The sequence below is a fragment of the Ilumatobacter sp. genome, assembly GCF_039969435.1.
In the GTDB taxonomy this organism is placed as follows: domain Bacteria; phylum Actinomycetota; class Acidimicrobiia; order Acidimicrobiales; family Ilumatobacteraceae; genus Ilumatobacter_A.
Genome location: NZ_JBDVNU010000006.1, coordinates 41,017 through 65,259, shown reverse-complemented (window position 1 = coordinate 65,259; position 24,243 = coordinate 41,017). Strand labels below are relative to the sequence as shown.

24 protein-coding genes are annotated in these 24,243 nt (G+C 69.3%); 6 read left to right on the top strand and 18 right to left on the bottom strand.

Translation table 11 applies throughout. From position 1 onward, the window contains the following. Position 1: 1 nt before the first annotated feature. On the top strand, positions 2-1,057 hold the full coding sequence (locus tag ABJK40_RS01240) for a mechanosensitive ion channel family protein (protein WP_348478700.1): 1,056 nt from the start codon (positions 2-4) through the stop codon (positions 1,055-1,057). A gap of 9 nt (positions 1,058-1,066) precedes the next feature. Here ABJK40_RS01240 and larC read toward each other — a convergent pair whose 3' ends face one another. From larC to ABJK40_RS01220, 4 genes are read right to left on the bottom strand one after another with little or no spacing between them, the layout of a single operon-like run. Next, positions 1,067-2,263, bottom strand: a complete 1,197-nt coding sequence (larC, locus tag ABJK40_RS01235; protein WP_348510122.1) for a nickel pincer cofactor biosynthesis protein LarC — start codon at positions 2,261-2,263, stop codon at positions 1,067-1,069. Beyond that, positions 2,260-2,916 (bottom strand): nickel pincer cofactor biosynthesis protein LarB, encoded by a 657-nt coding sequence (gene larB / locus ABJK40_RS01230; protein ID WP_348478703.1) that lies wholly within the window; start codon positions 2,914-2,916, stop codon positions 2,260-2,262. Before larB ends, larC begins: the two co-directional genes overlap by 4 nt. Continuing rightward, positions 2,916-3,845: an ATPase gene (locus ABJK40_RS01225; RefSeq protein ID WP_348478704.1), complete on the bottom strand. Its 930-nt coding sequence runs from the start codon at positions 3,843-3,845 to the stop codon at positions 2,916-2,918. The genes larB and ABJK40_RS01225 overlap by 1 nt, the downstream gene beginning before the upstream one ends. Before the next feature lie 57 nt (positions 3,846-3,902). Further along, positions 3,903-4,244, bottom strand: a complete 342-nt coding sequence (locus ABJK40_RS01220) for a TraR/DksA C4-type zinc finger protein (RefSeq protein ID WP_348478705.1) — start codon at positions 4,242-4,244, stop codon at positions 3,903-3,905. A 69-nt stretch (positions 4,245-4,313) separates the two neighbouring features. Between ABJK40_RS01220 and thpR the strand changes: the two genes are divergently transcribed. Beyond that, positions 4,314-4,817, top strand: a complete 504-nt coding sequence (thpR, locus tag ABJK40_RS01215) for an RNA 2',3'-cyclic phosphodiesterase (protein WP_348478707.1) — start codon at positions 4,314-4,316, stop codon at positions 4,815-4,817. A 5-nt stretch (positions 4,818-4,822) separates the two neighbouring features. Here thpR and ABJK40_RS01210 read toward each other — a convergent pair whose 3' ends face one another. The 5 genes from ABJK40_RS01210 to ABJK40_RS01190 all read right to left on the bottom strand — a co-directional run bounded on the left by ABJK40_RS01210 (position 4,823) and on the right by ABJK40_RS01190 (position 9,780). Further along, positions 4,823-5,902 carry a pectin acetylesterase-family hydrolase gene (locus tag ABJK40_RS01210; protein ID WP_348478708.1) on the bottom strand — a complete coding sequence of 360 codons (1,080 nt, stop codon included), beginning with the start codon at positions 5,900-5,902 and terminating at the stop codon, positions 4,823-4,825. Between the two features lie 59 nt (positions 5,903-5,961). Then, positions 5,962-6,960 carry an MBL fold metallo-hydrolase gene (locus tag ABJK40_RS01205; RefSeq protein ID WP_348478709.1) on the bottom strand — a complete coding sequence of 333 codons (999 nt, stop codon included), beginning with the start codon at positions 6,958-6,960 and terminating at the stop codon, positions 5,962-5,964. A 106-nt stretch (positions 6,961-7,066) separates the two neighbouring features. Then, positions 7,067-8,629: an AMP-binding protein gene (locus ABJK40_RS01200; RefSeq protein WP_348478710.1), complete on the bottom strand. Its 1,563-nt coding sequence runs from the start codon at positions 8,627-8,629 to the stop codon at positions 7,067-7,069. 34 nt (positions 8,630-8,663) lie between these two features. Beyond that, a complete protein-coding gene (locus ABJK40_RS01195) occupies positions 8,664-9,062 on the bottom strand; it encodes a nuclear transport factor 2 family protein (protein ID WP_348478711.1) in 399 nt (132 codons plus the stop codon). A 43-nt stretch (positions 9,063-9,105) separates the two neighbouring features. Continuing rightward, complete coding sequence (locus ABJK40_RS01190; protein ID WP_348478713.1) at positions 9,106-9,780, bottom strand: hypothetical protein; 675 nt, start codon at positions 9,778-9,780, stop codon at positions 9,106-9,108. Between the two features lie 22 nt (positions 9,781-9,802). Between ABJK40_RS01190 and ABJK40_RS01185 the strand changes: the two genes are divergently transcribed. Both ABJK40_RS01185 and ABJK40_RS01180 read left to right on the top strand, forming a co-directional pair. Further along, positions 9,803-9,982, top strand: a complete 180-nt coding sequence (locus tag ABJK40_RS01185) for a hypothetical protein (RefSeq protein WP_348478714.1) — start codon at positions 9,803-9,805, stop codon at positions 9,980-9,982. A 50-nt stretch (positions 9,983-10,032) separates the two neighbouring features. Next, positions 10,033-10,521, top strand: coding sequence for a pyridoxamine 5'-phosphate oxidase family protein (locus tag ABJK40_RS01180; RefSeq protein WP_348478715.1), 489 nt, complete (start codon positions 10,033-10,035; stop codon positions 10,519-10,521). A 48-nt stretch (positions 10,522-10,569) separates the two neighbouring features. On the opposite strand, the gene ABJK40_RS01175 is transcribed toward ABJK40_RS01180, so the two are convergent. Together ABJK40_RS01175 and ABJK40_RS01170 are read right to left on the bottom strand one after the other, a co-directional pair. Then, positions 10,570-11,574 carry an asparaginase gene (locus tag ABJK40_RS01175; protein ID WP_348478717.1) on the bottom strand — a complete coding sequence of 335 codons (1,005 nt, stop codon included), beginning with the start codon at positions 11,572-11,574 and terminating at the stop codon, positions 10,570-10,572. Continuing rightward, positions 11,571-12,947 (bottom strand): AI-2E family transporter, encoded by a 1,377-nt coding sequence (locus ABJK40_RS01170; RefSeq protein ID WP_348478718.1) that lies wholly within the window; start codon positions 12,945-12,947, stop codon positions 11,571-11,573. Before ABJK40_RS01170 ends, ABJK40_RS01175 begins: the two co-directional genes overlap by 4 nt. Before the next feature lie 91 nt (positions 12,948-13,038). On the opposite strand from ABJK40_RS01170, the gene ABJK40_RS01165 reads away from it, so the two are divergent. After that, positions 13,039-13,917, top strand: a complete 879-nt coding sequence (locus ABJK40_RS01165; RefSeq protein ID WP_348478719.1) for an oxygenase MpaB family protein — start codon at positions 13,039-13,041, stop codon at positions 13,915-13,917. A 3-nt stretch (positions 13,918-13,920) separates the two neighbouring features. Here the strand turns inward: ABJK40_RS01165 and ABJK40_RS01160 are convergent, their stop codons facing one another. Continuing rightward, positions 13,921-16,995, bottom strand: a complete 3,075-nt coding sequence (locus tag ABJK40_RS01160; protein WP_348478721.1) for an MFS transporter — start codon at positions 16,993-16,995, stop codon at positions 13,921-13,923. 248 nt (positions 16,996-17,243) lie between these two features. Here ABJK40_RS01160 and ABJK40_RS01155 point away from each other — a divergent pair, with 248 nt between their 5' ends. Beyond that, positions 17,244-18,635: a PQQ-binding-like beta-propeller repeat protein gene (locus tag ABJK40_RS01155; RefSeq protein ID WP_348478723.1), complete on the top strand. Its 1,392-nt coding sequence runs from the start codon at positions 17,244-17,246 to the stop codon at positions 18,633-18,635. Positions 18,636-18,714: 79 nt separating this feature from the next. Here the strand turns inward: ABJK40_RS01155 and ABJK40_RS01150 are convergent, their stop codons facing one another. The 6 genes from ABJK40_RS01150 to ABJK40_RS01125 all read right to left on the bottom strand — a co-directional run bounded on the left by ABJK40_RS01150 (position 18,715) and on the right by ABJK40_RS01125 (position 24,239). Continuing rightward, the gene (locus tag ABJK40_RS01150) at positions 18,715-19,209 is read right to left on the bottom strand and encodes a DUF1499 domain-containing protein (protein WP_348478725.1); all 495 of its coding nucleotides are present in this window, start codon (positions 19,207-19,209) and stop codon (positions 18,715-18,717) included. A gap of 9 nt (positions 19,210-19,218) precedes the next feature. Then, on the bottom strand, positions 19,219-20,406 hold the full coding sequence (locus ABJK40_RS01145; protein ID WP_348478726.1) for a crosslink repair DNA glycosylase YcaQ family protein: 1,188 nt from the start codon (positions 20,404-20,406) through the stop codon (positions 19,219-19,221). A gap of 112 nt (positions 20,407-20,518) precedes the next feature. Further along, positions 20,519-20,995 (bottom strand): DUF456 domain-containing protein, encoded by a 477-nt coding sequence (locus ABJK40_RS01140; RefSeq protein ID WP_348478727.1) that lies wholly within the window; start codon positions 20,993-20,995, stop codon positions 20,519-20,521. Then, on the bottom strand, positions 20,992-21,771 hold the full coding sequence (locus ABJK40_RS01135; RefSeq protein WP_348478728.1) for a phosphatase PAP2 family protein: 780 nt from the start codon (positions 21,769-21,771) through the stop codon (positions 20,992-20,994). Before ABJK40_RS01135 ends, ABJK40_RS01140 begins: the two co-directional genes overlap by 4 nt. 85 nt (positions 21,772-21,856) lie before the next feature. After that, entirely contained in the window at positions 21,857-22,414 is a 558-nt protein-coding gene (locus tag ABJK40_RS01130) for a peptidylprolyl isomerase (RefSeq protein WP_348478729.1), read from the bottom strand. Between the two features lie 208 nt (positions 22,415-22,622). After that, a complete protein-coding gene (locus ABJK40_RS01125; protein ID WP_348478730.1) occupies positions 22,623-24,239 on the bottom strand; it encodes an extracellular solute-binding protein in 1,617 nt (538 codons plus the stop codon). Positions 24,240-24,243 lie beyond the last annotated feature (4 nt).

The following is a 24,243-nucleotide window of genomic DNA, read 5'->3' as shown; positions in this document are numbered from 1 at the left end:
GGTGCTCGGCACCGGCACGGTCGGCTCGCACGGGGAACCCGACCGTTTGGAGGGGCCGTCGGCCGAGGACACCGAGCCGGTGAGTTCTGCGCTGTGGTTCCGACACCCGGGGCTCTGGCCGAACCCGATGCGCAGCTCGTCCCGTGCCGCCACCGACGACGGTGCCTCCGACGAGATCGCCGACTCGGCATCGAGTCTGTGGGAGACGACACTCGACGCGATTCCCCGTGTCGCCACGGCGCTCGTCATCGTCGCCGTCGGCTGGCTGGCAGCCCGGGCGATCCGCTGGCTGCTCCAACGATTCTGGGAGCGCAAGCAGACACCGAGCTTCGCGCAGGTGATGAGCAAGGTGGTCGGGTGGATCTTCCTGACGATCGTCGTGCTGCTGGCCATCGCCGTGACGTTCCCCTCGGTGAAACCGGTCGACATCCTCGCCGGACTCGGCTTCTTCTCGGTGGCGGTGGGGTTCGCCTTCCAGGACATCCTGGAGAACACGCTGTCGGGTGTGCTCCTGCTGTTCCGACAGCCGTTCCGCACCGGTGACCAGATCACGGTGGTCGATCGTTCCGGGACGGTCGAGGGCATCACGATCCGTGAGACCCGCCTGATCACCTACGACGGTGAACTCGTGGTGATCCCCAACCGCGACGTCTACAAGAACGTGATCGACGTCCATACGTACCGCCCGTCTCACCGCATGCAGTTCATCGTCGGCATCGCCTACGAGAACGACGCCGCCGAAGCCACGGCAGCGATCTGCGACTCGCTGACCGATGTCGATGGCGTCGAGTCCGACCCCGCTCCGATCGCACTGGTCGAAGCGCTCAACGTGTCCACCGTCGACATCGCGGTGATGTTCTGGACGTCGAGTCAGAGGCGTTCCTCGATCGAGGTGCGCGATGCTGCGATCAAGGCGGTGAAGCGTCGACTGGATGCCGACGGCATCGAGATGCCCGCCGACATCATCGCTCTCCAGGCCACGCCGAGCTTCAAGGCCGCACTGCAGAACGAGGCCGAGGTGACACCGGCGGGCAGCGTCAAGCGACAGGTGGACTGAACGGTTCCGTCACGCGAGGTCGTGCGCCGCCCGCAGGACGTCGACGGCAGGTCTGCCGAGGGCGTGGGAAGCGGTTGCCACGTCGTCCCATTCCGCACTGACGTTGACCACCTCGCCGTTGCGTCGGGCGATCTTGACGCCGATGCGGTGACCCTCCACCTCGACCGACGACTCGCTGCGTTCGAGCGCCTCGCGTTCCACGACGTGACGACGCAGACCGATCGTCGACGTGCTCGCGAAGATCGCCGCGCTCACCGCATCGACGGCGTCGGGTCGACAGAGAGCGCTGAACGTGTGAGCGGGCCGACCCTTCTTCATCACGATCGGCGTCACCCACGCGTCGACCGCGCCGGCACGCATCACCTCCGTGATCGCCTCGGGCCACACCCGCGGGTCGAGGTCGTCGACGTTCGCCTCCAGCACGATCATCGACTCGTCTGCCGACGCCGAGTCCGACACCGACCGCGACACGACCGGCGCACCGATCACCAGACGCGTGACGTTCGCGACCGCCTCGGTGTCCTTCGTGCCGGCACCCATGCCGGTGGAGCCGAGCCTCATGGCCGGCATCGGCCCCCATGCCGTGACCCACTCGGCGAGCAGCGCCGCGCCGGTGGGCGTGGTCGACTCGTACGGCGCCGGACCCGCCGCCACCGGTGCGATGCCGTCCAGCACGGCGAGCACCGCCGGAGCCGGAACGGGAATCGGGCCGTGGGCCCCGCGTGTCGAGCCGCTGCCGAGTGAGAGCGTCGAACAGTGCACCTCGGCGAGGTCCAGTGCATCCATGCCGATGCACACCCCGGCCACGTCGGCGATCGAGTCGAGTGCCCCGACCTCGTGGAAGTGCACGTCGTCGATCGAGGTCGCGTGCACCTTCGCCTCGGCGCGGGCCAGACGTTCGAAGGTCGCGACCGCACGATCCCGAGCAGAGCCGTCGAGCCGGGTGAGCAGTTCGACGATCTCGGGCAGGTGACGCATCGTCGTGGCACGAGGGACGTCGACGTGGACCTTGGTCGCCGCGAGACCGGCGCGCACGACCGATTCGGACCGCAACGTGATGCCGAGGTCGAAGCGATCGATGCCGTCCTGGACGAGGGCGAGCGGCACGCCAGCGTCGACGACTGCGCCGAGCAACATGTCGCCGCTCGCGCCGGCGGTGCCGTCGATCCAGCCGATGCGCGCCGCCGCGGGGACGGACACGGTCATCGACCGCCGCCGACGAGTGACAACATGCGCACGGCGGCACAGGCGGCACCGAACCCGTTGTCGATGTTGACGACCGTGACTCCCTGGGCACAACTGGCGAGCGCACTGTGCAGCGCAGCGGTTCCACCAGCGGCCACCCCGTAGCCGACCGAGGTGGGTACGGCCACGACGGGTGCAGCGACGAGCCCGCCGAGCACCGAGACGAGCGCGGCGTCCATGCCGGCGACGGCGATGACGATGTCGGCCGAGCGGATCTCGTCCAGGCGCGCCTCCAGCCGCCAGAGACCGGCGACGCCCACGTCGACGATCAGTTCGCAGTGCACGCCGGAGAACCGCAGCGTCCGTGCTGCCTCCGTTGCCACGCTCGCGTCGGACGTTCCCGCAGCGACGACCGCGACGGTGCCGGAGCGCTCGGGAAGCGTGCCGTCGAGGAACGCCGTGAGCGACGTGCGATCGTCGTCGAGCCGGTCGAGCACCGCCTGCGGTAGTGCATCGAGTTGTTCGTCGCCGAGGCGGGTGAGGAGCCGGGGTCCGTTCGACGACGACGCGAGTTCCACGGCGATCGCACGCACCTGGTCGACCGTCTTCGTTCCGCACAGCACCGCTTCGGGCATCCCGATGCGCTCGAGCCGGGCGTGATCGTGCTGATGCATCACGCTCCCCCGACGACAGCGCCCGCAGTCGGTCCGTCTGGTTCCGAACCGACCGGATCGACCGCGGATCGCTCCGAGCGGTGGCCGGTGCCGGACGCACCGACGAAGGCCCTCCCCGGCTCGTACGCACGGGCGTCGAGTTCGACGGAGGTGATCGACGGTTCGATCGAGCGCATCGTGGCGGCGAGTCCGACGAGGAGGCGGTCGTCGATCAGGTCGCGGTCGACGTCGGCGACCTCGACGAGCACGGCCGTGTCGCGTACTCGGCAGCGGACCACGCCGATCCCCGATCGCTCCCGCACGAGCGCCTCACCGGCTTCGATCGCCCGGAGCATCGACGGGGTCACCCGGGTCCCCGTGTAGAGCCGGCTCGCGAGGCACGGCGACGCAGGCAGGTCGGCCTCGGCTAGACCCAGATGCCTCGCGATCGAACGGATCTCGGCCTTGGTCACCTCGGCCTCCACGTACGGATGGCGCACCTCGCGTTCGGCGGCGGCGGCCAGGCCCGGGCGGTACTCGCCGAGATCGTCCAGGTTGGCCCCGCTGAGGATCACCGCGTCGGGCAGCGTGTCACCACGGAGCGCCATCACGGCGTCGTAGAGGTTGCTCTTGCAGTGGTAACACCGGTCGGTCGGGTTGGACAGGTAGGCCTCGTCGTCGAACTCGCCGGAACGGACGATCCGCGTCTCCCAACCATGGCGTTCGGCATGGTCGACGACACGGGCCGTCCCGTCGCCGGGAACGGCCGGGGTGACCGTGTGTGCGATCAGCGTGGCGGCCGGGGCGGCCTCGTGCGCGACGTGCGCGAGCAGCAACGAATCGATGCCGCCGCTGCACGCGACGATGCGTGGATGCATCGATCCGAGCACGGCGTGCAGGCGGCCGAGGGCGCCGACCGCGTCGGGTCGTGCGGTGATCGAGACCTCCATCGCGCCCAGTGTCGCAACTCGTCCGTCTGGTTCCTCACTCTGCGATCCGACGCCTCGTCAGGTGGCGCAGTGCACACAGTGGACCGCCCAGGGAATCGCCTCCAGGCGCTCCTCGGGGATCACGGAACCGCACGAGTCGCACCGGCCTCCGTCGCCGTCCCGCAGCTTGGCCTCGGCGCGGCGGATCGTGGCGAGTTCGTGTTGCAGACCGTCGTGGATGGCGACCTCGCTGAATCGTTCGACGGCGATGTTGGTTCCCTCTCCGACCCGCTTGCCGAATCCGATGCCTCCGACCGCGGTGACCGCCGCCGCTTCGATCGCGACGAGTCGGGCTTCGATCTCGTCGGCGCGGTGCGCGAGCGACGGGGCGTCCATCGCTGCCGGTGTCCGATCGTTCATCGTGTGGGTCCAACGCACGCCGTCGGTCGCGTGTTCCTCACCATCGGGTGATCCGGCACACTGCGATCCATGAGCCGACTGTTCGTGTGTCTGTGGCCGCCGGAGGAGGTGGTGACCGAGTTGGAGGAGCTGCATCGCAAGGATCAGGTCGGCGCCCGGTTCCTGCCGCCGCAGAACTGGCACGTCACCCTGCGGTTCGTCGGCAACGCCGATCCGAACGAGGTCGCCGGAGCACTCGACCGGGCGGTGTTCGAGCCGACCGAGGTGACGCTCGGTCCTGCGGTCGACATCGGGAACGGTGGCACCCTGTTCGTTCCCGCTCGCGGCGCCGACGACCTCGCCGCATCCGTCGTCGCTGCGACACGCCACCTGGGTGACCAGCCGATCCGCTCCCGATTCCTCGGACACGTCACCCTCGCCCGGCTGAAGAAGCGGGCGAACATGCCTCGCGCGCTCGGGGAACTGGTGAGTGCCTCGTGGACCGCGACCGAGGTGGCACTGGTCGAGAGCACCCTGCGCCCCGACGGCGCCCGGTACGACACGCTGCAGACCTGGCCGATCCCGACGTCCTGAGGGGATCAGAGCTCGCAGTCGACGCAGTGGACGTCGGGCGGGACGTCTCCGTCCACGAGTTCGGTGATCCAGTCGATCAGCCGCACTCCCTCCACCTCCACGTCGTAGACGTCGTCGTTGCCGATGATCGTGTGCGAGTTCCCGGGCGCCACGTAGACCGCGAGCGGGATGCCCGACGTCTCGATCTGGAGTTCCGTGGCGTCGAGGAGACCCGGGATCTGGTCGGGGACGAGGCCGAGTGGCCCCACGAGGTCGGCCTGGATTCCGTCGAAGGCGAAGTCGAAGCGGGCGAACGTGATGTCGGGGTCGCGGAGGCCGGCTCGAACGGTCAGACCCGGCACGCTCCACCCGGTCTGGCCCTCGGCTTCCGGCCAGTCGGGGATCGCAGCATCCGCACCCCACAGCGTGACGATGGACTCGTTGATCACCGGGAGGTCGGGATACGCACCCGAACCGTCGCCGAACGTGACGATCTCGGCGGCGGGAAGTCGATCGGACATCACACCGGCGACGAGCGGGGTGGCCACCGAGCCGGCGCTCTCACCGGCCACCACGACCTGAGCGACCGCGGGGTAGACCTCGACCAGGTGGTCCAGGACGGCGTCGGTGTTGGCCCAGCCTCGATGCTCCACGACGACGCCGGGTGAGTACTCGGTCCGGATGTTGCCGAGGTGTCCGTCGCCGGTGCAGTACGGGACGTAGATGATCGAGTGGTCGGCCAGCGGATTCGCGTCGTTCGCTGCATCGAACAGACCGGCCCCGGCGGCGAGCTCGTCGACTCCCTTCCTGATCCCGACCGAGTACGTCGGGTCCCCGTTCGAGTCGCAGGTCTCGGCGCTGTAGCAGGCGCCACCACCCTCGAAGAACAACAGCACCTTCGACGGATCTCCGGGCCTCTCGAAGAACGAGTACGCACTGCCGTCACCACACATGCAGTCGGGCGAGTCGGGCACGATCCGGTGCCAACTCGCTGCCCCGTCGGGCACCTCCGGAGCGGACGGACCAGGCGCGGAATCGTCGGTGATCCCTGCACAACCGGCCGCGAGCAGAGCAACCGTTGCGAGCGCGGCGGCGACCCTGTTCATCACGCGAGTCTGGTCGCGTCCCGCCGACGGCGCGCGAACCCCGGTCGGGGCAGGTGTCGTCACGTCGGCACGAAGACGCTGTCGAAGCGGGGGCGACCGGCCGACGACGTCACCACCTCACCGTCGGCGACGAGTTTCACGAGGTGGCCGAGCACGCTCGCTCCGGCGGGGCGGTGCAACTCGACGCGCACCGCGGCGTACAACTCGCTCACCATCTCCGGAATCGTCGACAGGCCGCGACGCACGGCGTCGAGCACCTGGCGCTCGCGTTCGACTCGGTGCTCGACGAGCTGCCCGATGTACCGACTCGGGTCGGGGATGGGTGCACCGTGCGTGGGGAGAGCGACGTCGTCGTCGCGGCCGGCGACCATCCGCAGCGAGTCCATGTAGGCACCCATGTCGCCGTCGGGCGGCGACACGACCGTCGTGCTCCACCCCATCACGTGATCGCCGGTGAACAGGACGCGCCCGGCATCGGTTCCGCTCAGCGAGAAGCAGGTGTGGTTCGAGGTGTGACCCGGCGTGTGCAACGCCCGGATCTCGAGTCCGCCACCGGTGAACACGACGTCGTCGGTCCGGACGCGTGCATCGGGATCGAAGTCGAGGTCGGTCGACTCCTCCACCGGTGGCTCGGTTCCGGCGGCGTCGTCAGCCGTGCCCTCACCGTCGGTCGGCTCGGGTGCGCGGCCGAAGTCGTCGGGGAGCGAGCCGATGTCCCACTCGTCCACGGCCTCCGCGTGGGGGCCGAATGCGTAGGTCGGTGCCCCCGTCTCGGCGGACAGCCACGACGCCAGTGGCGAGTGGTCGGCGTGGCAGTGGGTCACGAGGACCGAGCGCACGGTCCTGCCGTCGAGAGCCGCCGCCAGTGCGTCGCGATGCGAGTCGAGACGCGGGCCGGGATCGACGACGGCCACCTCGTGGCCGCCGACGATGTACGTGCCGGTCCCCCGATACGTGAACTTCGACGGATTCTCGGCGATGATCCGCTGCACACCCGGCACCACGTCCTCGACCACGCCGTAGGCGAAGTCGTCGGGTTCCAACGTCACGTGGTCCATCACCGTGAACCTATGCGCCCTGCCACGGCCCGGACGGGTGGAACCCGTCCGGTGCACTTCACCGTCGACGGCGACGGCGCACTCGGGGATTCGATCGTCGGCCGGGTCACCCGCCGGCAGTCGCCCAGAACGGGGCACGCAACTCGCGTTTGAGGATCTTGCCCGACCCGGTCTTGGGCAGGACGTCGATCCATTCGATCGACCGGGGGATCTTGTAGTTCGCGAGGTGGGCGCGTGCGTGCACATCGACTCCCGCCTCGTCGATGTCGGCGCCCTCGCGACGGACGATCACCGCGTGGACGGACTCGCCCCACTCCTCGTTCGGGATCCCGAACACGGCCGCTTCGAAGATGTCGGGGTGGGCTTCGAGCGCTGCCTCGATCTCGGCGGGGTAGATGTTCATCCCGCCCGAGATGATCATGTCCTTCTTGCGGTCGCAGATGTAGATGAAGCCCTCGTCGTCGCGGTACGCGATGTCGCCGACGGTCTGGAACCCGTCGCGGTGGTCCTCCTCGAACTTGTCGTGCTGCTTGTAGTAGTCGTTGAACACGGAGCCCGACCGGACGTACAGCTCGCCGGTCGCCTCGGGTCCCGTACCGGTCACGACGTTGCCGTCGTCGTCGTACAGCCGGATCTCGACCATCGGTGCTTCCTTGCCGCACGACCCCGGCTTGCGCATCTGGTCCTCGGGTCGCATCACGGTGTTGACCCCGAGTTCGGTCGAGCCGTACACCTCGAACAGCGACTCCGCCGGGAAGTTCGCCACGTACTGCTGCTTGAGGGCGAAGCTCCACGGGGCAGCGTTGGCGATCATCACCCGCATCGTCGACGTGTCGTACCGGGCCTTCGTGGCCTCGTCGACGTTGCAGATCATCCGGATCGGCGTGGGCGCCGCGAAGGTGGAGGTGGCCTCGTACGTGTCGACGAGGCGCAGCCAGTCGACGGGGTCGAACTTGCGCTGGAGCACGATGGTCTGGCCCATCACCAGACCGATCCCCATGAACCCGCCGGGACCGGAGTGGTAGAGCGGCCCGGTCGTGATGTACACGTCGTCCGGTCGGTATCCGATGAACTGGAGCAGCGCACCGGACTGGGCGGTGCTCGCCGCCGATCGTCGGAAGGCGCCCTTGGGCTTTCCGGTCGTGCCCGACGTGTAGATCATCGTGGCCGCCGCCTCGTCGGCCTGTGGCACGTCGGGTGGAGTGTCGGGAGCGGCGGCGACGAGTGCGTCGATCGGCGTCCCCGGACCCTCGCCGTCGAAGACGAACACGTTGATGACCTTCGGGATGTCGGCGCGCACCCGCTCGAACAGTGGCGCGAACTCGGCGTCGACGTACACGGTCGTCGCGTCGCTGTGATCCACCACGTACGCGGCCTCCTCGTCCGACAGTCGGTAGTTCAGTGGGACGGCGGTCGTTCCGATCTTGCGGGCGGCGTTGACCATCGTGACGAGGCCGACCGAGTTCTGGCCGCACCACACGACCTTGTCGCCACGCGTCACGCCGTGGTCCAGCAGTACGTGGGCGAGGCGGTTCGCCTCACGTTCCAACTCGGCATAGGTGAGCCGGCGCACGTCGCCGTTCGCCCGATCGTCGATCACCGCGATTTTGTCGCCCTGGTTCGCAGCGTGGGCGGTGAGGAAGTCAGCTGGGTCGGTGCCGTCGGCCATCGGTCAGATGTAGCAGGTCGACGGATCGAGCGGATCAGCGGGAGAACGCCGCCGCTGCCTGCGCCGAGTCGAGGTATTCATCGATGCGCACCACCTGCTGATCGCGGACCTCGACGAAGATCGCGGCGGGGATCTCCGCACTGCGGCCCTCGTCGAACGTGAGCCGCAGCACGTGGCGCTGGACGAAGCCCGTGTCGCCGATCGTGCGCTGGACGTCGCGGTACTCGATCGACGCCGTCCGCCCGATCATCCACTTCATGACCGCGAGGTTCTGGGCCTTCGTCTGCACGACGCCGTCGTTGTTGTGCCAGACCTCCACGTCGTCGGCCCACATCGACGTGATGGTCTCGACGTCCCCGTCCTCGATCGCGGCGAAGATCCTGTCGGCCAGCGCGTCGATCGACGGTCGGTCGTCGTCGGGCGTCGGCTCCATCCGACCAACGTAGTGACCGCCGGCCGGCGGGCTCCCGTCGGGATCAGGCCGACAGGTCGACGTCGAACGGCGGAATGTCGGTGACCGCGATCTCGGGACCCAACGTCGCGCCCTTCAGTTCCAGACGATCGCCGCTCCAGAACTTGCCGGGGTCGTACCAGTTCGGAGGCCGCTTCGCGTCGAGCAGGCCCATGCGCTCGTAGGTGATCGCGACGACCTCGGCACAGAACAGCGTCTCCAGGCGGGTCCGGCGACGCAGACGGCCCTTCACCCATCCGGTGGCGAGCGACGCCGTGGCGGGGAACGTGCGCCCGTCGAGTTCCGCGACGGTCGAGATGACCGCGTCCTCCATCGCCAACTCCTGCTCGGGCGTCAGGTCGATGTCGATCTGGCGCATCCACACCGCCTGGCCGTACCGATGGTGCCACTGTCCGGCGGCGTCGACGAGTCGGTGGAGTTGCGTCCCACGGTGTGTGATCCCCGCCCAGACGTCGGGGATCGTTCGTCCGAGTTCGGCGTGCCAGATCAGTGGCGGCAGATCGTCGAGCGCGATCACCATGCCGACGTGGTTGACCGGGCTGTTGGTGAACGCCCGGATCGCACGGTCTGCGGTCGACGTCCCTCTGAACAGCCAGACGTCGCCCGTGCGGGCGAGTCCGGCGGCCTCGTCGAAGGTCATCGACGACCGGCCCTGCGACGAATGTTCGGTGTCGGCCATCGGCGTCCTACGGTACCGAGCGATGAACGTGTGGAAGTGGGTCGGTCTCGCCGGCGTGGTGGGCGTCGCAGCGGTCGGTGTCGCCGCCGGGACGGCAACGGTCAAGCGCAGGCGTCGGGACTACGTCGAGGCGAACTCTTCGGACCTCCGCGACCGTCTGCACGCCCGCTTCGACGAAGCCGAGGCCCGCCGAGCAGGCTGACCGGGACACGGCCTCACGGCCACGACCGACCCCTGGAACCGAGGACCCACATGCCCATCGACTCCGATCTCGCGCTCTCCCGATCCGAACAGGACGAGATCCTCCGCACCGAGTGGAACATGCGGATCTCCACCACGTCTCCTTCCGGGCGCAGCAACGTCACTCCGCTGTGGTTCGTGTGGCACGCCGACCAGGTGTGGGCGTACTGCCGCGGCCAGAAGGTCGACAACATCCGGCGCGACCCGCGCTGCACGGTGCTCGTCGACTGCGCCGTCCGGTTCCGGGAACTGCGGGGGATCATGATCCAGGGCGATGCACGCGTCCTCGAGGACGAGGACGCCGAACGGGCCGAGGCGGATCTCGTCGAGGTCCGCCGGCTGTACGGGATCAAGTACCACGGCGGACACGGCGAGGACCCGGGGGCCGAACCCGTCCCGATGGCCGCATCGGCACGCGGCCGGAGTTGGCGCTGGGTGGCGATCACCCCGGTCAGCACGGTCACCTGGGACAACACCAAGCTGCCGTCACGATCCCGCTGAGTCACCGTCGTCGGAGCGGCCGGTGATGACGACACCGTCCGCTCGGAGTCAGTGCCAGGGCAGAGGCTGCACCGACCCGACGGGAGCACCGTGGCCGAGCATCCGGACGGTGACGGCATCGAGCACGTTGCGGTGCTCGCCGTCGACGTCGACGCCCAACTCGCGCAACAACATCGGCGTCACCGCACGCCGTACGTCGTCGGAGCCGTCGGCGATCTTCAGCGCGGCGGCGCGACCATCGGGGAGCCCGACGACCATCACGCCCGCTGCGCCGTCCTTGGCAACGAGGCCCGGAACGGCCTGCATCCAGAGGGTGGTGTCGCGATCGGTGCCGGCCACCATCGAGGGTGCGGCCGACATGGCGGCAGTGACGATCGAACCGGCACGGCGCATCGCTCCGAGCGAACGGGCCACGTCGACGAGGGGCATCACGTGCGTGGGCGCACCGCACCCGTCGACACCGACGTCGACGACCGACCCGCCCGAGCGTCCGGCGAGCGCGTCGATCCGCGCAGTGATCGCCTGCTGGAGCGGATGGTCGCGTTCGAGGTAGGTGTCGATCGGCCAGCCGTTGATCCGGCACGTGGCGAGCATCCCGGCGTGCTTGCCCGAGCAGTTCTGCTGCAACGGCGATGGCTCGACACCGGCGGCGATCGCAGCGACCCGCATGGTCGGTCCGGCCGGACGGTCGGGCGTGTTGGCGAGGTCGGCGACGCTCAGATCGTGACGGGCGAGGATCTCGAGCACGGCGTCGAGGTGACGCTGTTCGCCCGAGTGACTGGCGGCCACGACCGCGAGGAGCTCGGACGGAAGGTCGAGGCCGGCTTCCACCATGGCGTCCGCCTGGAACGGCTTGAGCGACGACCGCGGATACACCGGAACCTCGGGGTCACCGACCGACACCGAGACGGCACCATCCGCGTCGACGACCACTGCGGCGCCGTGATGGAGCGACTCGTCGACGTCGTTGCGCGTCGCGACCGCGATCGGTGCGAACGCCGACGAGTCGAACCGCGTCCCGTCGATCGGGACCGCCCCGCCGTCACCGGTCATCGCCGCCGCCGCAACGTGATCTGCTTGCCGGTCGGTTCGACCACCTCGGTCAGCCGGTTGTCCACGACGTCGTACCGCTGACCCCATCCGGTCACCAGCGCCTGGGCCATGGCGACCGCCGGAAGGGCCAGGACCGCGCCGATCGCACCCAGCAGGGCCGCGCCACCGATGGCCGCGCCGAATGCGAGTGCCGGGTGGAGTTCCATCGTGCGTGACGTGATGCGTGGTGTGAGGAAGAAGTTCTCGATCTGCTGGTACAGCACGATGAAGACCACCACGATGACCGCATCGACGGGCGAGTCGAGCAGCGTCACCAGGATCGGGAGCACGCCGGCGATGTAGGTGCCGACCACGGGCAGGAACTGGCTGAACAGCCCGACCCACAGCGCGAGTGCGATCGGAGCCTGCGTTCCCAACGACTGGAACAGGACCCAGTGCGAGGTCGCCGAGAGCAGCGCCAGCAGTGCTCGCGAGTAGAGGTAGCCGCCCGTCTTGTTGATCGCGATGTCCCACGTGCGCAGCACCACCTCCTGGCGGCTGGGGCGCAGGCGGGAACAGATCGCCCGTCGCAGGCGTGGCCCGTCGGCGACGAGGTAGAACGTGAAGAGCAGGACCGACAGGCCCTGGAAGATCACGCCGACGACGGCCAGCGACAGGCGAACGGCTTCGTCACCCTGGGCCTGGATGAACTCCTGCACACGGCCGTTGGGATCGTTGAACTCGTCGACGACCGACTGCGGGTCGACCTGGGTGCCGAACGTCGAGTTGACCCAGTCGACGGAGTCGGTGATGTAGGTCTCGGACTCGGAGAGCAGGTCGGCGACCTGTCGGCCGACCAGGGAGCCGATCGCGACGACGAAGACCAGGAAGGTCACGAGCACACCGAGGAGGATCGTCGCCGTGGCCGTGCCGCGTCGCCACCCGCGCCGCGCCAGACGATCCACACCGGGCTCGATCGCGAAGGTCAGGAAGACCGAGATCAAGAGCAGCAGCAACAGCCCCGACAAGCGGTGAAACACGTGACGGGCGACCATCGAGAGCAGGAAGCCGAGCCAGAAGAGCACGATCGCCGGCACCGCCCAGCGGGGGAGCATCCGGTCGGTCTGGCGACGGTCGAACGCTCGACCCGTCTCCGGGTCGATCCGCCTGCCCCAGTTGTCCCGCCGCGGGATCGGTCCGGTCGCGTCGTCGTCCCGGCGCCGCCGCCGTTCACCGGTGCCGTCCACGTCGTCCACGTCGTTCACGTCGTTCACGTCGTTCATGACATGTTCGTCCGTGACCGGTGCGTCGGTGGCGAATCCGTCGGTCGACACCGGATCGTCGTCGGGGTGGGCGCGACGGCGGCGGTCGGTGCTGCGGTCATCGCTCGTCACGCCACGGAAGGTACTTCGTGAACGAACGTTCGGGTGGACACGATCGGCGCTGCGCTGAGCAGCGGGCACCGATGTCTGAAATGGTGTGACGATGACGGACGTCGGTTCCGAAGCGAGCGGAGTGCGGGCGTGGCTGGGCGAGCAGGTGCGAAGCCGTGTCGTGGGCCCGCACGCCGACCTGCGCCATGCGGAACTGTTCGACACCGGCGAGCCCGGATGGTTCGTCGACGACGCTCCGATCCGACGGGTCCATGCCGACGCCTCGATGTTCGTCGGCGGGCTCCGTGCGTTGCTGTTCCAGTCACTCCACCCGCGGGCGATGGCGGGGGTGGCCCAGCACTCCGACTACCGCCACGATCCGTGGGGCCGGTTGCAGCGCACGGCGGACTTCCTCGCTGCCACGACCTTCGGTCCGGCGTCGCAGGCCGAGCGGGCGGTCGACATCGTCCACCGCGTCCACGACCGGGTGGTCGGGACGACGAGTGACGGCCGCGCCTACGCCGCCAACGATCCGCACCTGCTGCACTGGGTCCACATCGCCGAACTCGACAGCTTCCTCGCCGCTCACGACCGCTTCGGTGCGCAGCCGCTGGTCGGCGCCGATCGCGACCGGTACGTCGCCGAGTCGGCCGTGGTCGCCCGCGCCCTCGGCGTGATCGAGCCCCCCACGACCGAGCGGGCTCTGCGCAAGCACCTGGCGGAGTTCCGCCCGGAACTGCGTGGCACGCGCGAGGCGCGCGACGCCGCCCGCTACCTCCTCGTGCGTCCTCCGCTCCCCATGGCGGGGCGCGCTGCGTACGGCCTGATCGCCGCGGCGGCGGTGTCGCTGATGCCCGTCTGGACCCGCTGGCCACTTCGCCTGCCGTGGATGCCGGTGAGCGAGGCCACGCTCGGGCGCGCCGTCGGCGATGCGGTCACGAAGACACTGCGCTGGGCGATCGTCCCCGCCGACGTCCACATCGCCGAGTGACCGTCACGCGTCACCCTTCACGCTGACGCGTCCGACCGGGTCGTGCGGCCCCGGGGTCCTCGGTGTCCGGATCGGTCGATCGATCAGCTCACGTGCGAGCCGAGCCTCTCGCTCGAACCCGTGCAGGTCGGCGGTGGCACGCGCCTCCTCGGCGAGCGCGCTCGCAGCCGCTGCGTCACCGGTCGCCGAACGCACACCGGCCAGCAGACGGCGTGCGACCGTTGCTTCGAAGGTCATCTCGAGCTCGTCGGCGTCGCGGATCGCCTCGGTGAGGAGTTCGACCGCCTCGTCCGTGCGTCCGAGAGCAGCGGCCAGCTCACCCAGCGAACGCGAGACCAGACCGACCACCAGCGTTCCCGACGAGGCGATCCCGACGCGTCCACGGTACGGAGCGAGTTCGGCGAACAACCGGGCGCACAGTTCCGTCCGTCCGAGGTGTGCAGCCACCTCCGCCCGGCACTGCATCACGCTCATCCAGAAGTAGCTGCGTCGAATCGGACCCTGCTCGTCGAGGACCCGGCCGGCCGCGTCGTCGTCGCCGGCCATCAGGTGAGCGATCGCCAGACCCGCTCGCCAGGTGTTGGAGTGGGGACCGTCGAGCATCGTCGAGATCACCGGGATCATCGTGTCGAGGCGACCGGACTGGATGGCGATTCCTCCGACCTGGAGCGCCCAGGTCCCGTCGGTGTCGGCGTGGGAGTCGGCGTGGCGAGCGGCGAGCGCGTCGACGCGCTGGGCGAGCTCCGAAGCGCCACGTGCGATGTCGATCGCCAGGATGAACCGTTCGACGAGGAAGTCGAAGTACTCGATTCCCGTCGCGGGGACGAGACGACGGAGTCGGACGAGGCGCACGTGCGCATCCTCGACGCATCCTCGTTCCACCGCGCAGTACCCGGCGAAGAACTCGCCGATGAACTCGATCTCGGCGTCGCCCAGTTCCGATGCCAGGTCGATCAGTCGGTCGGCGATCACTTCACGTCGGTCGAGCGTGCCGGGTTCCCAGCGCGACACGAACTCGGCGTTGAGCGCGATCGCCTCCAGGATCGGCTCGCCGTGTTCGGAGGCGAGCCGGTTCGCTTCGGCGATCAGGTGGACCCGCCGCTCGTGATCGCCGGAGAACGACAGGTTCGAGGCGAGCGCCGCCAGCACCCGAACCCGTGCCGGGTCGTCGGAATCGAGCCGCGCCAACGCCCGCTCGCACACGTCGGTCATCGCCGGATCGACGTTGTCCGCGAGGATGAAGAAGAACCCCTGCACCGTGGTCAGCGACGCCGCCTCGGCCAGCATCAGGTCGTCGCCGCTGGCCTCGGCGATCGCTGCTCCCCGCTCGATCGCCTCGAGGAAGGTCAGGTCTCCGAACGCCCGACCGGCTGCGCCGAGTCCGAGCCACACGTCGGCGTGGTCGCCGTCGTGCGAGGTCGCGTGGCGGCGGTGCTCGGCGATCGCCGTGCGGAAGCGACTGCGCGCCGACGAGTGATCGGGCGACTCCGTCCGTCCGTCGCCCAGGTCCTCTCCGCTCGTTCCTCGGTTCGTGTCGTGGCCCGTCAGTGCCGTGAGGAACGGTTCGCGGGCGATGCGCAGGACCGCCCCGGAGGACACGGCACACACCGATGTCATCGACGCGATGCCGGCGAGCAGCCCGACCTCACCGATCACGGCACCTCGACCGACCGTGCGCAGCGACCGGCCGTTCGACGTCACCTCGAACTCTCCGTCGACGACGACGAAGCACGAGTCGACCCGTTGTCGTTCTTCGACGATCGATGCGCCGGGTTCGACCGGCGTGGTCTCGGCCGCCCGGGCGACGCGCTCGAGCACCGGCGACGGCACCGACGCGAGCATCGGCAACCCCGACATCAAGGCCATCTCCGACACGGGAACGTGGGCCTCATCGTCGGCACGGCGCAACGAGGTGACGCTGAAGACGGCCAGGGCCGCGAGGACCGCTCCGAGTGCGGTCAGTGCCAGGCGGACGTCGCCGAGGGCCAACGTCACCTGCGCCAGCAGCGAGCCGGCGATCTGACCGGCGGCCGCGACGAGACCGATCACTGCGAACAACGGGCCGAGTTGACGCGGATCGGTCGAGCGTTGGAGAAGGGTGCGGCTGAGTGCGTCCATCACCGCCATGCAGACGCCGATCGCCGGGAGGACGACGAACACGACGGGCACCTCGAGGCGCAGCCCGAGGACGACCGTCAACAGGGCCGCGAGCATCACCGCCCCCATCAGTGCCCCACGCAACGCGGTCCGACGAACCACCACGGTGGTGATGACGGTGCTGGCCAACGCCCCGCCACCCACGAGGGCCCCCAGGTATCCCGAACCGCCATCGCCGAGTTCGAGCACCTCGAGCGCCAGCACGACGAGCAGCACGTCGAAGCTGCCGACGACGAGGTTTCGTGCGGCGGCGACGCCCAGCACCCCCTTGGCCCACCCCCGACCGCGCAGCATCGCACCGGCCCGGCCGCGCACTCCGTGGGCGGTCGTCGCGCCGCCGCTGCGTGCCGAGCGGACGACGGTGCCGGGCCGCCAGGTCGTGGCGATCAGGCCGATTCCCGCACCGACCGCTCCCATCGCGAACACCGCCTGTGGGCCGCCGAATCCGGCGATCACCCCGGCCAGCAACGACCCGACCAGCGCGCTGGAACTGTCGCAGTGCGTGACCCAGAGGTTCCCGCCGATCAACGCGTCGGCGCTCCGTGCGACCTTGGGAAGCAGCGCTGCCGTCGTCGGAGGGATCGCAGCCGTGACCGACAACCCGACGATGACGAACGGAGCCACCACCGGCGACGGCGCGCCCAGCGCAGCCACCAACGCGGCGATCCCGTAGGTCCACACCTGGATCGACAGCGCACCGACCCGCACGCTCTGCGTGCGCCAGCGACGCATTGCCGACCCGATCAGGGGCGCACAGACGAGGGGCGGGGTGAGCACGGCCAACGACATCGGGCCGACCGCGTCGGCCCCACCCCAGTTGAAGGCGTGCACGAGGAGTCCGACCGTCGCGGCCCACTCGCCGAGGCTGCTCAGGAAGTGCGTGACCAGCAGTCTGCGGACCGGGGCATCCCGAACTCCCACCGGCCCCCCTCATGGTCGGTCTCCCTCGACCGGCGGTCGTGGTGCGGGACGAAGTTTGCCACGCCACGCTCGGCACCGCCGAGTCCATGGCTCGTCGATCCGCTCACTCGACGTCACGCACGTGGCGCGGATCGCCTCGGCATCGAGCCCCGGTCGCAGCACGCCCGAACCCGGGAACCTGCGCCTGTCCGGCACCGATGTCGCACGACGGCCGGCCGTTCCGGTCGACCTCTTGGCACAATCCAGACGTGAACGACGACGCCCGATCGAAACCCTTCCGCCGGATCCTCGTCTCGCTCGTCGCGATGGTGGTGATCGTGACCGCTGCTGCGGTCGTGTTCGTCCCACAGACTTCGTGGTGGGGTTGCTCCCACGACACCGACCTGCGCAGCGACAGCCGCATCGACTACCGCCGCGAACCCACCGACCTCCCGAGCACGGCATCCGACATCATCGACCAGGTCGAGTCGCTTCCCGGTGTGGACGAGTTCGTCGGCGGAGCAGGGCTGGTCCAGGACGTCGACTCCATCACCTCGGGCCTCGGGGACGACATCGTCCTGTCCGACCAGCAGTACAACGCCGACCGGAGCAACTTCCGCCACATCAGCGTCAGTCCCGACACCGCCACGATCTCCTGGGATCGGGGACAACCCGGCGAGATGGTCGCGCCCAGGCTGATCGGCGACGACCTCGTCACCTTCGGGGCGGTCGGAGGCGACGACTACCGCCTGACGGCGCTCGACCCGGCCGACGGCGACGTCCGCGGCTGCGTCCACATCCCACGCGACTCCAGTGACGACGTCGGCGACGCCACGCTGACGCAATCGCCCGACGATTCCGCCGTGGCCGTTGCGACGCCTGACGGCGACAGCACCGCTCTGACCCGGATCGATCTCGAGTCTCGGGGACGACCGTGGACCTCGGATCTCGCGAATCGTTCCGTCACACGGGCCGACTGGTACGGCGACGTCATCGCCGTGGGCCACCTCCCACGATCCACGGACGATGTCGCCACTCTCTGGAACGCAGCCGACACCAGCGACGGACGCACCTCGATCACCGCGGTGGATGCAGCCACCGGCACGACCGCATGGACCTGGCCCACCCGGACCGGCGACGACGACACGGCCAGACTCGCCACCCTCGTGCCCACCGTCGAACCGACCCGCGCATTCGTCCTCGCGGTCGAGCGAGTGGCCAGCGCCGACAGCGACGAGGTCCGGTTGATCGCGCTCGACCCCGACTCCGGCACCGAGGTCTGGTCGTACGTGTCGCCGGCAGACGACGCCCCGGTCGGTGACGTGACCGCCGTCGGTGACGTCGTGCTGTTCGACAGCGGTGATCGGACCGGCGCCCTCGACGCAGCAACGGGAACGCTTCTGTGGAGTGAATCCGGAGACCCGAGCCGGAACACCGCCGGCGAACTCGACGCGACCGGCCCTCAGGTGTGGGGTGACCAGCTCCTGGTCGAGGCCGAGAGTGGCGGAGTGGTCGTTCTCGATGCAGCAACCGGCGAGCGTTCGGGTGCCGTCGAGTTCGAGCCCGGGCAGAGCGCCCGGTACTGGGTCACCGAAGCGACGCTCACGATCACGATCGACACCCCCGAGGGGCCGTACATGCTCGTGTTCGGTCGCGAGTGACGAACAGGTCCGCCTCGGCGTCGGGACCGGCCGACCGACGCCCGAACTCGGGACCGTGCGACTCCCGGGTGCGCGTCGATCAGGCGAGGCGCTTCTGCGTGGCGTCGAGCCACCGTTCGACGCGCTTCTTGTTGACGTCGAAGTCCTTCTGCCCGTAGCGGGCCCGCGAGAAGACCGCCAGGGTCGAGCCACCGTCGGGCAGGTCGACGAAGCGAACCGAGACGTAGTCGGGGAACTGCATCAGCTTGCTGCGCTGCACGTAGGTGACGTGGCCCTCGGCGGCGGAGCCGGCGACGACGGCGACCCGCTCGTCGCCCATCGCCACAGCGTCGAATGCGGCGCCGAGCTGGGAAGCGGACGCTGTGAACGTGGGCGGGTGGGCGTCGCGATCCGGGTGACGGTCGACGGTCGAGTCGGCGGGCACGACCCGATGCCAGTTCGGCGTCTTCGGATTCGCGGAGGTGAGCGGGTCGACGTGCCACACCGCAGGATCGTCCTTCGCCTTCACGACACCGAGTCGGATGCCCACTCCGATGGCGACGGCGACGAGTACGGCAGCGATGGCAATGATCATGGGTCGACTCTACGACGCCGTCGCAGCGAGCAGCGCAGGAGCGAGATCGCCGTGGTCGCTCACATGGACGCCCGCATCGAGGCCGAGCCAGCCGGCCATCAGGTCCAGTTCGGCGAGGAGTTCGGCGCCGACGTACGACTCGTCGATCCCCGGCTGGCCGAATGCGCCCTTCACCAGCAGACGGCCGGTCGAGCGATCCGCCTTCAGATCGACGCGGGCGACCAACTCGTCACCGAGCAGGAAGGGCAGCACGTAGTAGCCGTACACGCGCTCGGGCCGGGGGACGTAGATCTCGATCCGGTAGTGGAACCCGAACAGCCGCTCGGCGCGATCACGGAACCACACGACGGGGTCGAACGGGCTGAGCAGCGCTCGGGCCCGAACCCATCGCGGGAGGTGAGCGTCGGGATGCATGTACGCCGGTTGCGTCCAGCCCTCGACGGAGGCGGCGACGAGGCGACCCTCCTCGACCAGTTCGGCGAGCAGCGCCCGAGTGTGGACGAGACGGTGGTAGTCGGCGAGGTCGGCGGCGGTACCGACCCCGTGGTACTTCGCGGCGAGGACCAGCAGTTCCTTCTTGGCGTCGGCCTCGCTCGGCGTCGGCGCGTCCAACACGGCGGCGGGGATCACCCGCTCGGCGAGGTCGTACACGCGGGCGAAGTCGTTCGGTCGCCGCGACGCCGCGACCTCGCCGGTGCGGAAGAGGTGCTCCAGTGCGTGCTTGCCGTCGTCCCAGTCCCACCACTGACCCTTCGGCCGGTTGCGCATCTGCAGGTCGCTCGCCACCAGCGGCCCCTCGTCGCGCAGTCGTTCGAGCACGGAGCCGATCAGGTCCTGGCGTTCGGCGGCGAAACGACGCATCGACGTCCAGCGCGGATGACCCTCCATCGCCCACCGGTACAGCGGCCGTTGCTCGACGGGGACGTGGCACGCCTCGTGGACCCAGTACTCGAACAGTTCCCCCGCCGCCGTGGCGTCGGCGATGAGCGTGCGGGGATGCGGGCCGAGGCGCGCGAACAACGGCAACTCCTGGCTGCGCACCAGGACGTTCACCGAGTCGATCTGGATCAGCCCGATGTGGTCGAGCACCTTGCGCAGGTGCCGCCGGTCCACGCGTCCCGACGGCCGCTTCGCACCGAACCCCTGCGCGTACAGCGCGACACGCCGCGCCTGCGACGCCGAGAGTTCGTCGGCCACGTCGTCCACCGTATCCGTGCGGCACCTCACGCGCCGATGGCCATGAGGTCGCCGTGGCTTCGGCTGCGGTCGCGGGTCGGCTTCGTGTCCCGGCCGGCGGCTCAGGCGTGCGTCACGTGATGGCCACCCCGGTGGCCCACACGACCGCGGCCAGGAGTGTCGAGGTCAGCTCGAGCAACATCGACACACCGACGGCACGAACCGCCGCCTTGGTCGACGGCCACGCCGCAGGCGAGCCGACGCGCTCGACCTCCGACGCGTAGACGCCGAGGACGAACCCGATGACCACGCCCAGGACGGGGACGACGAAGAAGCCGACGATGGCCGCCAACCCGCCCACGACCAGCGAGCGGTTGGGGACACCGGCGGCGCGCAGTCCTCGACCGGGAATCGTGTACTTCAGGACCTGACCGGCGACGATCAGTGCGGTTGCCACGCCCACGACCGCCCAGGCGGTGCCGGTCCCGACGGTGAAGCCCCACACGACGATCGCCGACCACGCGAGGAGAGCGCCGGGAAGCAGAGGAACCACGACGCCCACCAGCCCGACGACCACGGCGACGGCGACGAGCACCTCCACACCGGTCATCTCCAGCGACCTGCCAGCCCCAGGAACCGGCGTCGCCACACCCGATCGGTGAGCACCCATGCGCAGACCACGAGGATCAACCCGATGATCGCGTCGAGCCAGTAGTGGTTGGCGGTGGCGACGATCGCCAGGAGCGTGATCGCCGGATGAGCGAAGGCGAGGGTGCTCGCACGGGTGCGCTTCACCGACACGAAGACCACTGCGACGATCACCGCCCACCCGAAGTGGAGTGACGGCATCGCCGCGAACTGGTTGGCGAACGAGTCCGACGGGTCTGCGCTGTAGAGATCCACGCCGTGTTGTCGCAGCGTGTCGACGAAGCCGTACCCCCGCATCATCCGGGGCGGTGCGAGCGGATAGGTGACGTGGATCAGGAGACCGACCGCGGTCACCGAGATCAGGAGCGTCCGGGCACGGCGATACCAGTCACGATGGCGGACGAGGAGCCAGACCACGAACACCGCGGTGAGCGGCAGGTGCACCCTCGCGTAGTACTGGTTGAGGAACCAGACGAACGCGTCGCTGTGGAGGACGAAGCGCTGCACGGCGCGTTCGTTGAACAGGTCGAGCGCCCGCTCGAAGCCGATGACCTGTCGCGCATTCGAGAACGCCTCGCCGGCCTGGTCGCGCGTCAGATGCCGAACCTGGCGGTATCCCAGCCACAGACCGAGGACGAGCACGATCTCGCCGACGAGTTCGAAGCCGACCCGCTGGCGTCGCGCGACCGGGTCGACGGGTTCGGATCCCGACGGAGGAGGTTGCGTCAGTTGTTCCATGCGAAGCACGTCGTTCGTACCGGCGACGTCCGACCACCCCGGCCGCCCGGTGCGCAGGGTGGTGGACGAACCGCCGGGTCGAGGTTCAGTCGGCGGTGGTGATGGTGACCGAGTTGATGACGACGTCGTCCTTGGGCTTGTCGCCGCGTGCCGTCGGAACGTTCTGCATGGTGTCGAGCACGTCGAGACCCTTCACGATCTGGCCGAAGAGGCTGTACTGCGGCGGCAGGCCGACGCCCGATGCACCCGACACGAGGAAGAACTGCGAACCGTTGGTGTTCGGACCGGCGTTCGCCATGGCGACCGAACCGATCTGGTACTCGCGGGGCTTGGGCAGTTCGTCCTCGAACTTGTAGCCAGGGCCGCCGGTGCCGGTGCCGGTGGGGTCGCCGCCCTGGCACATGAAGCCGGGGATGATGCGGTGGAAGATCACGCCGTCGTAGTAGTGGTTGAGCGCGAGGAACACGAAGTTGTTGACCGTCTTGGGCGCCTTGATGGCGTCGAGCGCGATCACGATCTCGCCGAGAGTCGTGTCGAGGGTCGCGGTGTAGCGCTTGTCGGTGTCGATCCCCATCTCCGGCGGACCGGAGAACTTCTGGGACTTGGGAGCGGAGCCGTCGAACGGCGGGAATGCTGTAGCCATGGCGCCGCAGGGTATCGGCGAGCGGGTTCGGCGTCTCGTCGCCTCGAGACCGGGTCGCGGTGAGTCTGCGTCGCCCACGGGGCGACCAAGACTCACCGAACGATGAGGCGACGCCGCAACCGGCGTCATCGGTGCGGCTCCGTCGGCCACCGGGCGACGAAGACTCACCACCACCGGGGCTGGCTGACGGGCGGACGTTGACGTCGGGTCAGTTCAGGCGGTTGTAGTTGGCGATGAGCGCGTCGGCTGCAGCATCGGTCTCGGCGAGGATGGCGGTGATGTCGGCACCCGCCGGGTCCGCGTAGACGCGAGCGATGGCATCGGCGACGAGCTGGCGGATCTCGCGCTGCGGGCCGATCACCGGCCGTGAGGCGGTGGCCTCGTCGCCGACCGCGAGGAGTTGGTCGTAGGCGACCCGGAACCGTGGATCGGACACATAGGTGGAGGCGATCGGATCGAGGTCGACGGCGTCGGCGCGCACGGGGATGTACCCGGTGGCGTCGGCCCACGTCGACTGGGTCTGGGCGGACGCGAGGAACCGGATGAAGTCCCACGCTGCTGCGGCCTCGGCGTCGGACTTGCCCGCCGGGATCCACAGCGCGCCGCCACCGATCTGAGCGCCCGGCGAATCGGACGGCCCGGGCATGAACGCCACGCCCACGTCGTCGGCGGTGAGCCCGGGGATGAGGCCGCCGCCGAGCGCGGCGAGCACGGTGGTCAACGCCGCCGAGGTCTCGATCGCCATCGCTGCGGGCGCCGCGGCGTCGGCCAGCTTGAGCAGGCCCGCCTGGCCACCGGCGTTCTCGCCGACGGACACCGCGAGGCCGGAGTCGACCAACCCGGCCATGAAGGTGAGGATGTCGAACGCTTGCGGGTCGTCGAGGAACACCTGACTGGTGGGGGCCAGACGCCCGTTGCCGTTGTCGGCGAACGGCACCCCTGCTCGGCCGTACCACTGTTCGAACGAGGCGCCACCGGTGCCCGAGTCACGAGCGTTGTCGACGACCAGCCCATGCGCAGCAGCACCCGAGTCGACCAACTGCTGCGACACGGCGCGCAGCTCGTCGAACGTGAGCGGCGGGTCGTCCGGGTCGAGGCCGGCTGCCTCGAACATCAGGCGGTTGTAGTAGAGGACGGGGTTCGATGCGTTGAACGGCATCCCCCACTGGGTGCCGGAGAGCGCATAGGCGCCGAGCGCACCGGGCAGGAACGAGTCGATCGGATACTCGTCGGCCGCGATGCACGACTCGACGGGGATGAACAGTTCGGACTGTGCGAAGGACTGCACCACGTACTCGGGTGCGAGGATCAGTTCGGGTCGCTCGTTGATCCCGAACTGGACGAACTTGTCGACCACCGACTCGTAGTCGGTCTGGTTCTGCACGTCGACCACGACGGCGTCCTGGCTCGCGTTGTACTCCGCAGCGAGGCCTTCGAGCACGCCCGGAAGGTCCCCCGCCAGACCGAACCACATGGTGACCTCGATGGGTCCCGTCGCGTCGTCGAGCGCGTCGACGGGACATGGCGGCAGGTCGGCGAGCGGCGTGACCGTGGTCGGAGGCGCGGGCACCGTGGAGGCGACCGCGTCCGTCACGGTCGGATCGGCTGCGGTCGGCGAACCGTCGTCGCCCACGGGTTCGCCGTCGGCGGGAGCGTCGGTCGTGGACGGCGTGGTCGCGGTCGGTGCCGCCTCCGGTGGGTCGATCGGGTCGAACCCGGCATCGGTGACGGACTTGCCGCTGCCACACGCTGCGACCAGTCCGCCGGCCACGGCGAGCACGGCGACGGTCCGCGCGACGGGAGATCGACGGCGTGACCGAGACATCGGC

What these genes read in the sequence shown, in the direction of transcription:
- ABJK40_RS01135 (WP_348478728.1), bottom strand. Translation starts at nt 21,771, where the DNA reads ATGGAACAACTGACGCAACCTCCTCCGTCGGGATCCGAACCCGTCGAC.
- ABJK40_RS01225 (WP_348478704.1), bottom strand. Translation starts at nt 3,845, where the DNA reads ATGGAGGTCTCGATCACCGCACGACCCGACGCGGTCGGCGCCCTCGGC.
- ABJK40_RS01150 (WP_348478725.1), bottom strand. Translation starts at nt 19,209, where the DNA reads ATGATCATTGCCATCGCTGCCGTACTCGTCGCCGTCGCCATCGGAGTG.
- ABJK40_RS01210 (WP_348478708.1), bottom strand. Translation starts at nt 5,902, where the DNA reads ATGAACAGGGTCGCCGCCGCGCTCGCAACGGTTGCTCTGCTCGCGGCC.
- ABJK40_RS01180 (WP_348478715.1), top strand. Translation starts at nt 10,033, where the DNA reads ATGCCCATCGACTCCGATCTCGCGCTCTCCCGATCCGAACAGGACGAG.
- ABJK40_RS01140 (WP_348478727.1), bottom strand. Translation starts at nt 20,995, where the DNA reads ATGACCGGTGTGGAGGTGCTCGTCGCCGTCGCCGTGGTCGTCGGGCTG.
- larC (WP_348510122.1), bottom strand. Translation starts at nt 2,263, where the DNA reads ATGACCGTGTCCGTCCCCGCGGCGGCGCGCATCGGCTGGATCGACGGC.
- ABJK40_RS01175 (WP_348478717.1), bottom strand. Translation starts at nt 11,574, where the DNA reads ATGACCGGTGACGGCGGGGCGGTCCCGATCGACGGGACGCGGTTCGAC.
- ABJK40_RS01195 (WP_348478711.1), bottom strand. Translation starts at nt 9,062, where the DNA reads ATGGAGCCGACGCCCGACGACGACCGACCGTCGATCGACGCGCTGGCC.
- ABJK40_RS01185 (WP_348478714.1), top strand. Translation starts at nt 9,803, where the DNA reads ATGAACGTGTGGAAGTGGGTCGGTCTCGCCGGCGTGGTGGGCGTCGCA.
- ABJK40_RS01205 (WP_348478709.1), bottom strand. Translation starts at nt 6,960, where the DNA reads ATGGACCACGTGACGTTGGAACCCGACGACTTCGCCTACGGCGTGGTC.
- ABJK40_RS01165 (WP_348478719.1), top strand. Translation starts at nt 13,039, where the DNA reads ATGACGGACGTCGGTTCCGAAGCGAGCGGAGTGCGGGCGTGGCTGGGC.
- larB (WP_348478703.1), bottom strand. Translation starts at nt 2,916, where the DNA reads ATGCATCAGCACGATCACGCCCGGCTCGAGCGCATCGGGATGCCCGAA.
- ABJK40_RS01125 (WP_348478730.1), bottom strand. Translation starts at nt 24,239, where the DNA reads ATGTCTCGGTCACGCCGTCGATCTCCCGTCGCGCGGACCGTCGCCGTG.
- ABJK40_RS01190 (WP_348478713.1), bottom strand. Translation starts at nt 9,780, where the DNA reads ATGGCCGACACCGAACATTCGTCGCAGGGCCGGTCGTCGATGACCTTC.
- ABJK40_RS01130 (WP_348478729.1), bottom strand. Translation starts at nt 22,414, where the DNA reads ATGGCTACAGCATTCCCGCCGTTCGACGGCTCCGCTCCCAAGTCCCAG.
- ABJK40_RS01200 (WP_348478710.1), bottom strand. Translation starts at nt 8,629, where the DNA reads ATGGCCGACGGCACCGACCCAGCTGACTTCCTCACCGCCCACGCTGCG.
- ABJK40_RS01220 (WP_348478705.1), bottom strand. Translation starts at nt 4,244, where the DNA reads ATGAACGATCGGACACCGGCAGCGATGGACGCCCCGTCGCTCGCGCAC.
- thpR (WP_348478707.1), top strand. Translation starts at nt 4,314, where the DNA reads ATGAGCCGACTGTTCGTGTGTCTGTGGCCGCCGGAGGAGGTGGTGACC.